Raw genomic sequence first — 15130 nt, 5'->3', positions numbered from 1 at the left:
TTTGATAAGCCAATTTTTTATTCTTCTATACATATTTCAAAACTCTGTCCGTCTTTTTCAATTTCAAAAATACTGCTGTAAGAGTCTTTATAATCCTCTTTAAACTTCTTTGAAAACTCAAAGTCATTCCATAGATGCATTGGAAACAGATAGTCAGGTGCAATTTTTTCTAAAAAGTAAGATACTCCCAGGTCGTAGTTCTCCTTTAGTCTTGGGTCCACTGGGAAAAATGACACATTAATGTCTGTGTGAATCTTATTTATTTCCCTTTCAAAATCCCTCTTCATCTTCTCTCTTTCAATTTGTGAGTCCTCTGGCCATACCCAGTTATTCAAGTCCCCAGCGTGAAAGATTGTCATAAATGGAAGTTCTATTAGGTATGACACGCCCTTGTCTGTAGATCCAAAGGTATAAAAGTCGATGTTATGATAGCTTAGTTTTTCATCGGGCTTCATAAAAAATATGTTTGAACCGCAGAATATCTTCTTCTTTTCCTCTATGTCGTCCTTTAAATAGATTACCTTGTCTTCCTTAGGTAGCTCCTTCAAATCTTCTGAAAGTATATAGACATTGTCCTTAAAGTCTCCATAATTAAAGATTTCCTTTGAAAAGTGGTCGCTATGGCTATGTGTCACCAAAAAAATAGTTTCCTTATCTTCCTTTGGCTTTGGCAATTCACCTTTGAAGTAGTCGATAATGAAAAAGAATTTATCTGTTTCAATTGTAAACGAGCTGTGGTGAATGAATGTAATCTTGATTTTATTTTTCATAGTAACCTCCTCAATATCATCTTTACTTATATGTACCCAATAAGCCCCTTCTAAGTCATGATTTATACATTAGTGATATAATAAATAATAGTATTAAAGGAAAAGGGTGGTACTATTAAAAAGTTAAAGACAAATGCAATTAGATTATTAGAGTCAAAAAATATAGATTTTGAATACTTTACCTATGAGCCGGGAGAGGATGTTGATGGAGTTTCCGTAGCAAAAAAACTTGGGGAAGATGAAAATCTTGTATATAAAACCTTGGTCACAACTGGAAAAAATTCAAATTATGTTTTTGTTGTGCCTGTAAATAAAGAACTTGATTTAAAAAAGGCAGCTACTTCTGTTGATGAAAAGAAGATTGAAATGCTTCATCTAAAGGACCTGCTTAAAACTACAGGCTATGTTAGAGGTGGATGTTCCCCCGTTGGAATGAAGAAGCTATTCCCTACGGTTATTGATATTTCCGCATCGGACAAGGACTTCATATATGTTTCAGGGGGTAAAATAGGGGTACAATTAAAGATAGACCCTGATGATTTAATTAGTTTAATAAATGGAAAATATGAAGATATAAAGAAGTAGGAGAGTTATGAAAGACGTTAATATTCAAAAAATTACCGACTACATAAAGTCTGGTGAGAAAAAAATAGAAGACTTCACTGTTGGCGTTGAAATGGAACATTTTACAGTGTCCAATAAAGACGGAACATCCGTTAGCTACTATGGCGACGAAGGTGTAAATGAAACGCTTAAATATTTAAAGGATAATTTTGATTTTGAAGCTGGAGAGGAAGATGGTTATATATTAACTCTAGATTCTCCCCTTGTAGATATTAGCACAGAGCCTGGCAGTCAGTTTGAAATAGCCATAAAATCTCAAAGGACTGTAAAAGAACTTGATAAAATTTATAGGGAGTTTATGCCTAATATATTAAAACATTTAGATGAAAAAGATCAATCATTAGTGGCCCTTGGATACCATCCAGTTACTAAGATTAAAGATATAAAAATTCTTCCTAAACATAGATATGACCACATGTTTAACTATTTCAAAAATCAAGGTGACATGGCACACAATATGATGAAGGGAACTGCATCTGTCCAAACTGCCATAGACTACAAGGACGAAGAAGATTTTAAGTTAAAATATTTTCTATTAAGTGTCTTCACACCTGTACTCTATGCAATGTATGACAATGCATATATTTTTCAATCAAATCCTACTAATTTACACACCATTAGACAAAAGATTTGGGAAAACACTGACCGAGACAGGTCTGGCCTATTCAAAATAGGTTTTGATGAAGACTTTTCATACGAAAAATATGCAACAAAGATATATAATACGCCAATCATCTTTAGAGATGTGGATGGAAAGACAGTTTCCACTGGAGATATGACTTTAGGAGAAGTCGTTGAAGAAGGCGTAGAACTTACAGATGAACTGATATTTCACGCCCTATCCATAGTGTTTCCTGACATCAGAGCAAAAAAATATATTGAAGTTAGAATGTTTGACGCCGTACCATACCCTCTTAACTTTACAGTGCCAGCTTTAATAAAGGGACTGTTCTACAATGACGAAAATCTAAAAAAACTTTATGAAATGGCAAAGGGCACAACCTATGAAGAAGCTATTAATGCAAAGAGGGACATTATATCAAAGGGCCTTGATGCAAAGTATCTTGGAAAGACACTAAGCGAACTTTCAAATACACTTTACGAAATTGCCATGGACGGTCTTGATGAAGAGGATAAACCTTATTTAAAGCCTCTAAAGCCATATGTGGAAAATAAAAAGACTCCAAGGGATATTTTTGAAAATATCTATAGGAAAGAAGGCCTTTTAAAAGCCATAGACAGATTTAAAATAAGATTGGAGGACTAATTGTATAATCAAGAATATTTTGATAAATACCTTGAAATAATTGAAAAAGATAAAGATAAATACTACAGTGACTACCTAAATATGGTTGACAGGGTAAATCATTCCAATGCAATTTATAACGGAGAGCCAATACCTGTGACCTATCAAGGACTTTTTTATGGTGAAGACACTAGAAAAAACTTAAGTGACATCTCATCAAAACTTATGGAAATTACAAGGAAAGTTACTAAACAATACCTAGAGGACGAAGAATATAGAAAACTTTTTAATTTTCCAAAAAAACTTGAAGAATTAATTTTACACGACCCTGGTTACGACATTCCCGTTCCAATTTGTAGATACGATATATTTTATAACTCCAAGGACAAGTTTAAATTTGTAGAGTTTAACACCGACGGATCCTCCGCAATGAACGAAGACAACGAAATCGGTCAAATACTTTTAGACACTTTGGCAATGAAAGAGCTTTCAAAAGAGTACGAGCTTATAAATGTGGACCTTATTAACTCTTGGGTTAAGGCGTCACTAGACATATATAATAGAAACAAAGATGGAAAACCAAATGTTGCAATCGTAGACTTTTTAGATATTGGTACAACATATGAGTTTGAAGCCTTTAAAAAAGCCTACATCGAAGCGGGAGTTAACTGTGAAGTCATAGATATAAGAGATCTTGAATATAAAAATGGCAAACTATGCAAAGGCGACTATGTGGTGGACTTGGTGTATAGAAGAGCTGTCACTGTTGAAATAATGAATAAAATTGACACAGTGAAACCATTTATAGAAGCCTACATGGACAATGCATTTATGATGCTTGGTTCCTTTAGATCACAACTGATGCATATTAAACCAATTTTTGAAATACTTCTAATGGACGAAACGAAAGCATTTTTAAAGAAGGATGAAATTGAATTTTTAGAAAAGTCCATACCAAAGACACTTAAGTTTGAAACAGAAGAAGACTTTAATGAAGTCTTAAATAATAAAGACGACTATATATTAAAACCAATGGACTCCTATGCTTCACAAGGAATATATACAGGACGGGATTATTCTAAAGAAGAATACGAAAAAGTATTAAGAGACATCCTTGGAAAGAACTATATCTACCAAGAATATTACGACATGGATCCACTTAAGTTTGTAGAATTTGACAACAAGGGAGAGCTTCATGTTGGCGAATTCGGCGTAGTACTTGGAATGTTTATATATGACGAAGAATTTGTCGCACCATATACGAGAATCGGAAAAGAGAGTTTAATCTCCGGCGCAAGAAAATATTATACAGTGCCAAATGTGCTTGTAAAGAAAAAATAAAGGCAGTCCGAAGACTTCCGATATTTATCTCTCTGTACATTTGCTATGTTCTTTATTATAGAGCATCTTTATTACAAATAAATACCAGAGTAAGCTTTAATGCCAACTCTGGTATTGGTCCCATTTTTAGGCTTCAGATTTATGATTGAGAAATCATTCAAGATCTTTTTTATTTGTCTATAGATAAGATTAATAACATTTTGAATCTTGTAATTGCAGTTACATTATGGATTACATTTGCCGGAAATACTATTTGTTCTCCGGATTGAATCTCGATTTCTTTGTCTCCAACAAGAAGCTTTGCCTTGCCCTCAAGTGCCATAACAAGAGCATCTCCGGGAGCCTTATGTGGTTTTAGACCTTCTCCTGCATCAAAGGCCATTAGAAATACCTTAAACTCCTCTTTAGATACAAGATCAATGTTTGCGATTGCTCCCTCTACATAATCTAAACAGTTAATTAATTTGATTTTCTTTCCTTTTTCAATATTTTTCATTTCTTCCTCCTCCAAGTTAATGGCAATTTCTAAAAATATACTTTTTTTATTTGTCTCGATGTCAAAAAGTTTGTTTTTTTCAAAAAGTATTAATTCATTATTTATAAGTTTTTCATTATTAAAGTTAATCTCGCCTTTTAAAACAAAATATATTCTGTCTTCAGCATAAAATTCAGGGGAAATGTCCGTGTTTTGGTCAAGACTCATAAGTAAGATATGACGATCACATAAATCTAAGAGTTTCTTACTTATAGTTTGATTTTCTTTTATGGGTATGACCTCTTCTAGTGTCAATATTTTCCCTTTGCTAATATTTTCCATTTTAATCTCCTGCTATACTAAGAGGCATCCTACCTATGGCAAGTGCCAAAATACTAGTTAATATGGGTAGACTTATGAGGATTATATATGAGCTTAGCTTTATTTTTTTATAACTTTCATCTAATCTTCCTTTTTACTTGCTAAAACTATATAAGAAATTTTTGTATTTTTAGACCTCTCTAACATTTTTACAAATCTATCCTTATTTTCTTCTGAATAAGCATTTTTATAAAAATTTGCAGCCCCTACTGGCCCCTCATCTTTTATGATCGTATCCCTGTCTAAGAGAAGCATCCTACCAGTCCTTTGTGCAAAAGGTCTAAAAGAATTTTCTATAAATAGCTTGTTCCAATTTTCTGCGGTTAGAGGATACACATTCATGTTTGTAAATTTCGAAAGTTGCCTTCTTATATCTTCGCTTTCATTTTCTAATGCTACATCATGAGTTAATAAATAGCCGCCCTTTTTTAAAACCCTGTGATAATTTTTAATAGCCTTTGCTTTTTCTTCATTTGGAAGCATGGTGAGCATTGCCTCATTAATTACTAAGTCAAATGTTTCATCCTCAAAATCCAACTTTAAGGCATCCATATTCATAACTTCAATTTCTTTGTCTAAGCCTAAAAGCTTTATATTCTCTAGGGCTTGATCTATGACAACTTGGTCATTGTCTATACCTATTACTTTGCATTTATATTTCGTATAAACTCTTATTAGGTTATCTCCTCTATTGCAAGCAACTTCCAAAACTTGCATATCTTTATCTATCTGTACCTGATCAAGCAACCAATCGGTCATAATACCGCCGCCTGGTCTGAGTCTTGTTCTTCCAAGCATCTTTAAAAAATCATGTCCAAAAACAATTTTATTTTTTTCCATTTTATCTTCCTCCTTGATAATAATTATCATTATGTTTATAATTATAGCATGGATGATTTTTATTGCAGTTGCTAAAGCAACAAGAAAGGATTTTATGGAAAAAATTATTGTGAAAAGTAAATTATTTTATGGTTTAGACGAAAGTACTATACACAACATACTTTCTTGTATTGATCATAAAATCTTAGTTTTTAGTAAAGGCGAATACCTATATGATTTTTCTAAGGGATTTAAGGCAGGTATAGTTTTGAAGGGAAGAATTGATCTATCTACAATAGATGATGATAAAGAAATTATAGATAGAATTTATGAGGCTTCAGATTCTTTTTCTTTGAATTTTTCCTCCTTAGCTGATAGATTCATGGTCGCAAAAAAAGATTCTGAAGTTTTAGCACTTGATGTCAGCAAAATCTTTGAAGAAAATAAAAGGTCTTGTTCAAGCAGACCGATTTTTATGGAAAATATTATAAAATTGTATGATGAGCAAATTTCATACTTAACTTACAAATTAGATATATATTCTAAACCTAAGATTAGGGAGAAAATTAATATGTATATAGATAGGTATGGAAAAGATTACCTATTTTCAAATAAATTATCCAGAGAGGACTTAGCTAAATTTTTAGCTTGTAATAGGTCTGCCCTTTCAAGAGAGTTATCTCTTATGAAAAAAGAGGGATTAATATAAAAGTATTACTCATAGGACTAATTAAATATAAATAAAAATTACAAAAAATCAGTCCTGAGAGAATATGGATTTCATTTTAAACTCAAATTATATCTTTAGCTCTTCAATAAACAAATCTACATATTGAATTAGGTTCTTTTATCCTAGAATTTTACCCTTAAAAATTTTCTTCTGTCTTTGACTTTTTGATTGCAATATCCTTAAGCTTCTGATATGAAATTATTATAAATGCTATGTTTTCTCTATTTTGAAAACTCCTGGCTTAATTTTAAAAGCCTTTCAAATAGTTCTTTTTTAAATGTTGCAGGATGATACTAGTGTACAAAGGCTCTATATTTTATCTCTATAATAGGCTGTAAAATAAAATGCCCCACAAGTAATAAATAATTACAATAATACCCTTATCAAAAATTTTTTAAGAAAAACACGTGTCAGCTTGATAGAAAGTTACTAAAATTTATGGTAGAAACATGCTGAATCTTCCAAAACCCAAGCACCTTGTTTTACATAAAAATTATAGGCTTGAGAATTTTTTAAAGTAGTAAAAAATGCACCGCTTATACCTCTTTGCTGCAATTGTTTTATACTCGTTTGATAGAGTTTTTTTGCTAGACCAGTCCCTCTATATTTTTCAGAAATAAAAAACTCATCAATATAAAAAGTTGATTCACTAGCATATCTTCTTATATGACCAATTATTGCGCCAATTATTTTATTCCCATCAACAATTACATTGCCAAAAAATTTAGGAAAATCTGAAATATCGGTTAAGGATTCCAGGGCTGTTTCTGCCGTCCAGTTATCATTCCAAGGTGGAGCATTATAGACACCTACCATTAACTTTGCTAATTCTTCTAAATCTGATTTTGATATTTTTCTAATTTCCAAATTTCTCTCCTCTTGTTTTTGCTTGAATTTATCTGGTCCTAAATTAATATCTTATATTAGTTGCACTTTTTTGAAGAGTTTTTCTCGTACTTCTTCTGCATCACAACTTTTTTCACACCTTTCAAATTTTATTTTATAATCCCAGTAACACCACTAGCCAAGCTTCTACTATGGATACGATTGGAATTAGTAATAATGGCATCAAGATAAAATGTTCCTTGATGGCCAAATGTTTCATCCAATTTCCAAATTCGTAGTCCTCATGCCCTTCTGTGCCTGGTATGACTATCCTATCCTTGTATCTTCCTTGGAACAAAAGTAGATCCAACAAAAGGAAATCTCCCAAGTTTAATATTATCCACTGAATATAGCTCATCCAGAAAAGATCTCTAAGTCCTCTTATTCCTGTATGTAAAAGAGAGGTCACTCCATATATAAATACAATTCCTAAAATTATAATCGTAAGTATTAAATTTATTCTTTTCTCTTCTTTTGTCATCTTATCTGGAGCAGAATTTTGAATTGCCTTTGGATAGGAATCGAAGAAAAATCTTGGGTTAATCAGTACAAAAGCTGCCACTGGTCCGTTAAAGATAGCAGCCATTGCAATTCCATCTAATATTGCTCGTCTTATATCCATAATATTCTCCTTATTTATTTTCCAAAAAGATTTTTAGTTTCTCAGCGTATTCTTGGGGATGTTCATGGAGAAATTGTCCGTGCCCCATTCCTTCAAATACTTCTGTATCCATTTGCGGAAGATACTCTCTTAATATTTTTTCACTTTTAGAAGGGATTGGCTCTTCGCTTCCCCTCCAAAACATTACTGGGTTTGAAAACTTGCTTAGATTTTTTGGAGGCTTGTAATGATAAATAAACTTACAAGCATTTTTAATCGTATTTTTTGAAATTTGCGGATACATCATTTCGATTACGCTTAGATTATCTTTGCCCATAATCTTATCTAATAAAAATTTAGGTATTGGCTTTTTATTTTTGGTTCTACTTGTTCCAATGATAAAAGCATAGGTCAAAGGTCTTGCCATCAAGCCCAACTCGGCTGTAATAGCCGCATCTAAAAGGACTTTCGAAGCAGAAATATTTCCTCTTCCAATGAGTTCTACTGCGATGGTTGCTCCCATAGAAAATCCACATAGTCCATAGACAATTCCACCCATTTGATTTAATATGTAGCTTTCTATGGAATCTACGGTTTCTTCCAAGGATGTCAAATCTTTGGGATCGGTCCCATAATGTCCGTCCAATTCACAGAAAATTACAAAATAATCTTGAAAATAAGGAAGCAGAGGTTTGAAGCAGAGGTCTGCAGTAGAGGCAAGTCCATGAATAAATAATATTGACTTGTTATTTCTATTTCCAAATGTTATAAAGTTCATTTTTCCCTCTTATAAACTTTTCTTATATCTTTGTAATATTAAGACTTTAATAATTCAATAATTTCATCCTGTGCCTCTCTACCTTCTTTAAAAAATCTTAAAAGTGGATAACAGTGACACATTCCTTCACCAACAATGATTTTATATGGAGCATTATGTTTTTCCATTGCCTTTTTAAAGTATTCTGCAAAAGCGTAAAGACATTCATTTCCTCCGTAATAAAAGTAAGTTTTTGGAAAGTCTGAAAAATCTCCATTTGTTCCGTCTAACATATATTCAGGTAAGTCTGCATCTCCTTTTACGATTTCCCTTGCAGTTTTAAAATAAGTAGGTTCAATCATTATGTCTTTATGATTAAGTTCATTTAATTTTTCCCATACTTCTTTATTTTCATCAAGACTTACATCTGGAAGTCCACCAGGAGATACTGAAATTATTTTCCCAGCCATTGGTAAAGGTCTGCCTAATGCATTATTATGCAAAAAAATTCCTAGGGCTAAACCAGCGCCTGATGAAAACCCAAGGACACTTATGTTTTCTGCCTTATAAGTTTCGGTCATCAGCCTATAGGTTTCAAAACAAACTTCATAGGTCTTATCTATCTTTACATCTTCCGAGCAAAGGGGATAAAATAAAAACCATACGTCTTTACCAGTTTGTTCCATTATTCTTTCAGCCAGTGCAAAATCCAATTTGTCAGGTTGTGTAATCATTCCTCCGCCGAAGAAATGTAGCACCACTCCCTCAGCAGGGCCCTCATTCTTTTGATAGGAGATAAGGCTGTATCCCATAACATCTCTATCTATGAGATAGTAATTTTTTCTCTCGGCTCTCTTCTTTGCCTTATCTAAATCAAATACCGCCTTTGCGTTTTCTCCCTTTGCATACTCAAGCATCTCTTCCTTATTCTTTAAAAACATTTTTTTGACCCCAAGAAGTCTTACTATTTCTGATGCAATTTTATAAGTTATACTCATTTTATTCTACTCCCTTAATAATCAATTAATCTTAATTCTGCAAATTTTCACCAAATCATATTATTATAACTTAGGTTCATTCTTTATCGCCTGAAATAAAATAAAGAATGCTACGGATCATTTTGTGGATGCCTACGCCAGTATTTTTTTCTTACTTACTATATATGGAGCAAGAAAGGTAAGGGAGAACTTCTCATTGTATGCCATGGGGTTATCATTGCTTAAATCATCTGCTTCTTCTATTATTTTTCTAAAATTTTTTATGGTAATTTATATAGATTTTTATTTTCTCCCAATAAGAAGAGTTGAGCCGTAAAGTCCTAAAAACACAGCTTCTCTATGCCCAACAAACATTCCATCGGTCGTATCGATGAGTTTTATGTCTTCGTATCCTTCCGCTTTCAATTTTTCAATAAATTTTTGTATATTGCCGTAATTTGATTTCTTCATTATGTCATGTATAACGAATGTGCCACCTTTTTTGAGTACACGTAAAGTTTCTAATAGAAGTTTCTGCTTATTATGTCAAATTATATTGTGATAAACATAGTTGCTTGTCACTATATCAAAGCTTTCATCTTCAAAAGGAAGACTCACTGCATTTCCTTCTTCAAATCTCACATTTTCTACTCCCTCAGACCTAGCATTGTCCAGGCAAAGCTTCTTTGAAAATTCACTCTTGTAAGACCCACTCCATATGTCACAACCCACCATAGTCGCTTTTGGATTTCTTTTTGCACAGGCTATGGTAAGTGCACCACTACCACATCCTACATCAAGTCCAAGTCCGCCGTCTGGAATCTTTACATACTTTGCGACGCCTTCTATAATAGTTTTTGCGAGTTTTCTCTTACCCTTGTAATCAAAAGTTCGATACATGTGAGAAAGCATGATTGAAAAGAATAAAAGTATCAAGACTGCAAGTCCCAAAATAATTCCCCAGATAGTCCTTTGCCTTCCTTGAAGAATGAGGTCACTTGCACCAAATAAGATAAATAAAATAAGACATACTATAATTTCAGCAATCTTAGCCTTCAACAATCTTTTAGGAATCCAGTTTTTGTAGTCAGGCTTTGTTTTTTTATCAAAAGGATTGTATTCCCCATCTTTATGAAAGGGAGTTTTCTTACCAAAGTTTGCACTCTTATCGATGTGTTTAAAAATCTTTGCAGAATAAGGATGTATTCCACTATGTCCTGTACAAACATATTCTAAATTATAATCTTTTAATTTATCTCTTAGTTTAATTAAAGAGTCTTTATTCTTCTTTGGATCTTGAGTGAAAAAATCAAAGAAGGCATAGCCACCATTTTCATTAATGGCAAGGCAATCTCCAGAAATTAAAATCTTGTCATCGACTACGTAAACAGTGTGACCTACTGTGTGGCCGGGAACAGGAACGGCTTCCACCTTTATTCCATCAACCTCAAAGATTAAAATATCTTTGATAGGAGTCCACCCATCAGCAATTTTCACACAGTTATGAAATATTGCCTTTCGTCGAATCTCTCTTGTCATATATTTCTCTTCATCAGCACCCATGTAGACATGAGCATTTGGAAAAATATTTCTGCCTGTTATATCAATTCCGCCAGCGTGATCAACATCTAAGTGTGTTAAAAATAAATGTTCGATTTCATCCGGGTTTATTTTTATTTTCTCAAACTCGCTATCTATAGAATCATAATTAATGTGTCCACTATCAAAAGCAATGGTTCTACCATTTTTCGCATAGAGCCATAAATTGACATCATATTCTCTAATAGCACTTATTCCTTCGCACAAAATACCGGTATCTTCTGGCTTGCAGTAAAATTTTCCGCTCATGGTAATAGGTTTTATTTTGTCATCAAAAAAATATAAAAGTTTCATAGCTTCTCTCCTAAAAATTTTCAACTAAGGCTAATAAGTAAAGATAAGTAGTAAATAAAATATATTATGTTAAGCCAACCTCCACGAATAATCATATGTAGGCCCTTTGGCAATCTTCCAACAAGAGGAGTTAGAATTATAAGAAATATAGGTGTAAATAGGGCTTGCCAGCTTGGAAATACTGTGAGTCCAAATACAATTAACAATGCTATTCCTATATTTGCAAGTGCCATTATCCCAAAAACTATTTTTGCTTGAAATTTTAAAAATTTTAAAAATTCATCAAGGGCTCCCTTATTTTCGTGCCTTGATAAAAGACCTAAGTAGGCACATTGAATATGATAAGCTCCACCAAATATCATTCCTAAAACATTTATTAAAAATACAATCCAGCCAAAAGTTAAATTATTTTCGCGACATGATAAAACAATATGGTAAAACCCGTTACAATAAATAAAGGCACATATTGGACCTAACAGACCACCAAGATATAATCTTTTTATGTTAACGTTTTTCATTATGCCAATAATATTATTTATAGTATCCTTGCTATCGTAATCATTAGAATCATAATATAAAATCATATCTCCCAAAAACATCAAGAATGAACCCAAAAGACCTATCAGTATACTCTTATATAAAGTCACAGTTAAGCACCTTCTTTCACTTAGATGATATCAATTATCAATTTAATTATAGCATATAACATAGATTCCTTTCAATTATATGGTTTACCGCATTAAACTAAACAAAAAAATAAAGGCAGCCCGAAGACTGCCAATTTTTATTCCTCATCTCTTTAATTATGATAAGTAAATAAAGAAATTCCCTAAAGGTATGGAAAATATTAATACTATAAATAAATATTATGAAGTTTATAAATACCGTAAAAATCCTGAAGATAATTTTCTAATAAACATCAACATATCTTAGTGTCTTTTAAATTTATAAATAATTCCCCAGTTCTGTAGACAGGTTTAACAGACTCTATTTTACAATTGAAAAATTTCATCTGCAACTTCGTTCAAAAATTCTATATCATGGGAGACTACAAAAATTATTTTATCTTTATTTCTATATTTTTTGATTAATTCCGATATTTTTATCATATTTGAATAATCCATACCACTTGTAGGTTCGTCGAAATAGACAAACCGAGAATCTTTACACATAACAGATGCTATTGCAAGTCTTTGCTTTTGTCCTCCCGATAAACTCATCGGATGCCTTTCAATAAATTCATCTAGACCTAAATCTTTTAATATGATTTTTGCTTTTTCCTCGTCAAAATTCTTTACTCCTAAGCTAAGCTCGTTGAATACTTCATCTGTAAATAATTGATAATTTACGTCTTGCATAACAAGCGAAGAGTTTTTTAGTCTTTCTTTTTTAGATAGTTTCTCTCCTTTAAAATAAATTTCTTCTTTTGATTTTTTCTCAAGACCTATTAAACATCTTAAGAGCGTTGACTTTCCTTGTCCATTGAATCCTATTATGCCATATATTTTACCAAGCTTAAACGAAATGTCTTTTAAGCTTAAACACTCATCATCATTAAATTTATAGCTAAGATTTTTTATCTGATACTCTCCGCCTTCTTTTAAATAAGGAACTTCTAATTTACTTAATTCTTTATCTCTTAAACTTAAAGCGTTCAATTCATTTTTATCTAGCTTTAAAAATTCATTTATTGTATAAATTTTTTTAATCTTACCTTTGTCAATTATAAAGACACGATCAACTATGTCCATCAAATAATAAATTCTATGCTCAGCTGCAATTATGTTTATTCCTCTCTCTTTTAGAATTTTAAGCATCTTCGTCAAAACATCTATGCTTTTAATATCCAAATTTGATGAAGGTTCATCCATAACTATTATCTTTGTGCCTGCTATATAAGAAGCGGCAATGCAAAGTATTTGTTTCTCACCGCCGGATAGATTAAATATATTTCTGTTCAAAAGATTTTTTATCGGGAATATTTCAAGCATATCCTTTAAACGCCTGTCCATCTCTTCTCTCGCAAGACCGATATTTTCCAAATAAAATAATAATTCTAATGTCGTATTTACATTAAAGAAATATGTCTTAGGATTTTGAAAAACAGTTGAAACAAGCATTGAGATTTGATAAAGCTCCAAATCTTTTATATTCTTACCATCAATAATTATTTCGCCCTTTGTCTTTGCGTTATCATACCTTATAGCTAGTCCATTTATAGAGTTTATTAAAGATGACTTACCACTTCCACTTTTTCCTGTAAATAGCACGCACTCTCCCTCGGCTACGGATAGTGATATACCATCTAATATATGTTCTTCACCATAATCAAGGCTTAAATTTTTAACTTCTACCATATTAAGCCTCCTACAACAAGCCCCATAATGATTAAAACATATACAAAATCTATAGGCTGTACCTTTACAGGAATATATCTAGTCTTAGTAATTGGATTTTCTATTGCCTTTGTTTCTGCCGCTTTTGCAATATCATCTGCAATGTTTGAAGATATAATTAGTAGTGGCACTGAAACATATTCAAAATATTCGATTGGGTTTTTAAAATTTATTCCTCTTACTCTCATAGCCATTTTGATGTTTTTCTTCTCTTCTTTAAATGATGGAAAAAATCTAAACATAACCGCAATAGGTATGGATACATTCTTTGAGATCTTAAGCTTATCCATTGACGAAATTATTGTACCTACATCAGAGGTCTTTATCATGAAACTAGCAGCCATAAATGGTAAAATAAACATTCTAATTACAATAGGTATACTCAAAAACATCTTAATTATTGGGTTTAGTGTAGATAGAACCATAAAATTTGGTAGCGAATAAAGTATTCCACATAAAACTATCCATTTGAAAAGTGTTTTTTTGTACCCATTCAAATAAAATAAAATACCAATAAGACATACAATCGCTAGCTCAAAACGGATATTTATGCTATGCACAACTGTTAAGCCTGTGATGAATACAACTAATATCTTACTAATGGGGTTGGGATTAAAGGGAGCATTTGAAGAAAAGTTAGGCATTATAAAATGCCTGCTTTTTCAAAGTGTTTCTTCAATAGAGCCTTGCCTATATATGCTCCAAGAATTCCTCCTAGGAAAGCACCTAAGGCTACTAAAGCCATGTGAGGATAAGTTATTAACTTTTCTAATACATCAACATAATCTTTTCCCATCATCATCAAAGACATCTCCATATATTTTTCTTTTGCTAAAAGCATTTGCATTAAAGAGCTACATATCCATGTGCTGAAGATTGCATAAGAAAGCATATTGTATTTAAATGAATTGTAATTACCAATCTTTCTAATTAATTCTGCTATTGTCATTACTATAAGTGATAAGACTGCAACTACATAAGTATGTCCCATAGCAAACATCACAAGCGGTGATATCATACCAAATATAAATAGTGCCCATGGTTTTTGAACCTTAGCCATAAATAACATAACTACAGTTCCTGCAACTATGGCTAAAACTGTTGGGTAAACTAAAAACAATATTGGAATCATTCCCATCATACCAACTCCAAACATCAAGGCAAAATAAATTACGCCAAAAACACCGATAGTTACTAAATCTTTTACTTTTAATTTTTTATTATCCATTTTAACC

17 protein-coding genes are annotated in these 15130 nt (G+C 32.1%); 4 read left to right on the top strand and 13 right to left on the bottom strand.

Going from position 1 to position 15130, the window contains the following annotated elements; translation table 11 throughout:
- Positions 1 to 17: 17 nt before the first annotated feature.
- On the bottom strand, positions 18 to 770 hold the full coding sequence (locus L6651_RS06170) for an MBL fold metallo-hydrolase (RefSeq protein WP_237037094.1): 753 nt from the start codon (positions 768 to 770) through the stop codon (positions 18 to 20).
- 84 nt (positions 771 to 854) lie between these two features.
- Between L6651_RS06170 and ybaK the strand changes: the two genes are divergently transcribed.
- Genes ybaK through L6651_RS06155 form a run of 3 tightly spaced genes read left to right on the top strand, consistent with a single transcriptional unit; the run spans position 855 to position 3981 of the window.
- The gene (gene ybaK / locus L6651_RS06165; RefSeq protein WP_331473718.1) at positions 855 to 1355 is read left to right on the top strand and encodes a Cys-tRNA(Pro) deacylase; all 501 of its coding nucleotides are present in this window, start codon (positions 855 to 857) and stop codon (positions 1353 to 1355) included.
- Positions 1356 to 1362: 7 nt separating this feature from the next.
- On the top strand, positions 1363 to 2661 hold the full coding sequence (locus L6651_RS06160; protein WP_237037093.1) for a glutamate-cysteine ligase family protein: 1299 nt from the start codon (positions 1363 to 1365) through the stop codon (positions 2659 to 2661).
- Positions 2662 to 3981 (top strand): glutathionylspermidine synthase family protein, encoded by a 1320-nt coding sequence (locus tag L6651_RS06155; RefSeq protein WP_237037092.1) that lies wholly within the window; start codon positions 2662 to 2664, stop codon positions 3979 to 3981.
- A gap of 169 nt (positions 3982 to 4150) precedes the next feature.
- On the opposite strand, the gene L6651_RS06150 is transcribed toward L6651_RS06155, so the two are convergent.
- Both L6651_RS06150 and L6651_RS06145 read right to left on the bottom strand, forming a co-directional pair.
- Positions 4151 to 4798 carry a cupin domain-containing protein gene (locus L6651_RS06150; RefSeq protein ID WP_237037091.1) on the bottom strand — a complete coding sequence of 216 codons (648 nt, stop codon included), beginning with the start codon at positions 4796 to 4798 and terminating at the stop codon, positions 4151 to 4153.
- A gap of 120 nt (positions 4799 to 4918) precedes the next feature.
- Positions 4919 to 5677 (bottom strand): class I SAM-dependent methyltransferase, encoded by a 759-nt coding sequence (locus tag L6651_RS06145; RefSeq protein WP_237037090.1) that lies wholly within the window; start codon positions 5675 to 5677, stop codon positions 4919 to 4921.
- A 94-nt stretch (positions 5678 to 5771) separates the two neighbouring features.
- On the opposite strand from L6651_RS06145, the gene L6651_RS06140 reads away from it, so the two are divergent.
- Complete coding sequence (locus L6651_RS06140) at positions 5772 to 6365, top strand: Crp/Fnr family transcriptional regulator (protein ID WP_237037089.1); 594 nt, start codon at positions 5772 to 5774, stop codon at positions 6363 to 6365.
- A gap of 450 nt (positions 6366 to 6815) precedes the next feature.
- On the opposite strand, the gene L6651_RS06135 is transcribed toward L6651_RS06140, so the two are convergent.
- The 10 genes from L6651_RS06135 to L6651_RS06090 all read right to left on the bottom strand — a co-directional run bounded on the left by L6651_RS06135 (position 6816) and on the right by L6651_RS06090 (position 15123).
- A complete protein-coding gene (locus L6651_RS06135; protein WP_237037088.1) occupies positions 6816 to 7253 on the bottom strand; it encodes a GNAT family N-acetyltransferase in 438 nt (145 codons plus the stop codon).
- A gap of 133 nt (positions 7254 to 7386) precedes the next feature.
- Positions 7387 to 7893 (bottom strand): hypothetical protein, encoded by a 507-nt coding sequence (locus L6651_RS06130; RefSeq protein ID WP_237037087.1) that lies wholly within the window; start codon positions 7891 to 7893, stop codon positions 7387 to 7389.
- A gap of 10 nt (positions 7894 to 7903) precedes the next feature.
- Positions 7904 to 8650, bottom strand: a complete 747-nt coding sequence (locus L6651_RS06125) for an alpha/beta fold hydrolase (protein ID WP_237037086.1) — start codon at positions 8648 to 8650, stop codon at positions 7904 to 7906.
- A gap of 38 nt (positions 8651 to 8688) precedes the next feature.
- Positions 8689 to 9627 carry an alpha/beta hydrolase gene (locus L6651_RS06120; protein ID WP_237037085.1) on the bottom strand — a complete coding sequence of 313 codons (939 nt, stop codon included), beginning with the start codon at positions 9625 to 9627 and terminating at the stop codon, positions 8689 to 8691.
- A 282-nt stretch (positions 9628 to 9909) separates the two neighbouring features.
- The gene (locus L6651_RS09380; protein WP_255784659.1) at positions 9910 to 10077 is read right to left on the bottom strand and encodes a hypothetical protein; all 168 of its coding nucleotides are present in this window, start codon (positions 10075 to 10077) and stop codon (positions 9910 to 9912) included.
- Positions 10078 to 10152: 75 nt separating this feature from the next.
- A complete protein-coding gene (locus L6651_RS09375) occupies positions 10153 to 11499 on the bottom strand; it encodes an MBL fold metallo-hydrolase (protein ID WP_255784658.1) in 1347 nt (448 codons plus the stop codon).
- A gap of 20 nt (positions 11500 to 11519) precedes the next feature.
- A complete protein-coding gene (locus tag L6651_RS06105; RefSeq protein ID WP_237037084.1) occupies positions 11520 to 12146 on the bottom strand; it encodes a DUF6796 family protein in 627 nt (208 codons plus the stop codon).
- A gap of 345 nt (positions 12147 to 12491) precedes the next feature.
- Positions 12492 to 13856 carry an ABC transporter ATP-binding protein gene (locus L6651_RS06100; protein ID WP_237037083.1) on the bottom strand — a complete coding sequence of 455 codons (1365 nt, stop codon included), beginning with the start codon at positions 13854 to 13856 and terminating at the stop codon, positions 12492 to 12494.
- Positions 13850 to 14539, bottom strand: a complete 690-nt coding sequence (locus L6651_RS06095; RefSeq protein ID WP_237037082.1) for an energy-coupling factor transporter transmembrane component T family protein — start codon at positions 14537 to 14539, stop codon at positions 13850 to 13852. Before L6651_RS06095 ends, L6651_RS06100 begins: the two co-directional genes overlap by 7 nt.
- Positions 14539 to 15123: an MptD family putative ECF transporter S component gene (locus tag L6651_RS06090; protein ID WP_237037081.1), complete on the bottom strand. Its 585-nt coding sequence runs from the start codon at positions 15121 to 15123 to the stop codon at positions 14539 to 14541. The genes L6651_RS06095 and L6651_RS06090 overlap by 1 nt, the downstream gene beginning before the upstream one ends.
- Positions 15124 to 15130: the final 7 nt, after the last annotated feature.

It is taken from the genome of Mediannikoviicoccus vaginalis (assembly GCF_928097925.1).
Classification (GTDB): Bacteria; Bacillota; Clostridia; order Tissierellales; family Peptoniphilaceae; genus Mediannikoviicoccus; species Mediannikoviicoccus vaginalis.
The sequence above is the reverse complement of the archived record's forward strand: the minus strand, read 5'-3'. Positions and strand labels throughout refer to the sequence as shown.

Excerpts from the sequence above, each read along its gene's own strand:
- L6651_RS06170 (WP_237037094.1), bottom strand. The coding sequence starts at position 770 with ATGAAAAATAAAATCAAGATTACATTCATTCACCACAGCTCGTTTACA.
- L6651_RS06160 (WP_237037093.1), top strand. The coding sequence starts at position 1,363 with ATGAAAGACGTTAATATTCAAAAAATTACCGACTACATAAAGTCTGGT.
- L6651_RS06150 (WP_237037091.1), bottom strand. The coding sequence starts at position 4,798 with ATGGAAAATATTAGCAAAGGGAAAATATTGACACTAGAAGAGGTCATA.
- L6651_RS06145 (WP_237037090.1), bottom strand. The coding sequence starts at position 5,677 with ATGGAAAAAAATAAAATTGTTTTTGGACATGATTTTTTAAAGATGCTT.
- L6651_RS06140 (WP_237037089.1), top strand. The coding sequence starts at position 5,772 with ATGGAAAAAATTATTGTGAAAAGTAAATTATTTTATGGTTTAGACGAA.
- L6651_RS06130 (WP_237037087.1), bottom strand. The coding sequence starts at position 7,893 with ATGGATATAAGACGAGCAATATTAGATGGAATTGCAATGGCTGCTATC.
- L6651_RS06125 (WP_237037086.1), bottom strand. The coding sequence starts at position 8,650 with ATGAACTTTATAACATTTGGAAATAGAAATAACAAGTCAATATTATTT.
- L6651_RS06120 (WP_237037085.1), bottom strand. The coding sequence starts at position 9,627 with ATGAGTATAACTTATAAAATTGCATCAGAAATAGTAAGACTTCTTGGG.
- L6651_RS09380 (WP_255784659.1), bottom strand. The coding sequence starts at position 10,077 with ATGAAGAAATCAAATTACGGCAATATACAAAAATTTATTGAAAAATTG.
- L6651_RS09375 (WP_255784658.1), bottom strand. The coding sequence starts at position 11,499 with ATGAAACTTTTATATTTTTTTGATGACAAAATAAAACCTATTACCATG.
- L6651_RS06100 (WP_237037083.1), bottom strand. The coding sequence starts at position 13,856 with ATGGTAGAAGTTAAAAATTTAAGCCTTGATTATGGTGAAGAACATATA.
- L6651_RS06095 (WP_237037082.1), bottom strand. The coding sequence starts at position 14,539 with ATGCCTAACTTTTCTTCAAATGCTCCCTTTAATCCCAACCCCATTAGT.
- L6651_RS06090 (WP_237037081.1), bottom strand. The coding sequence starts at position 15,123 with ATGGATAATAAAAAATTAAAAGTAAAAGATTTAGTAACTATCGGTGTT.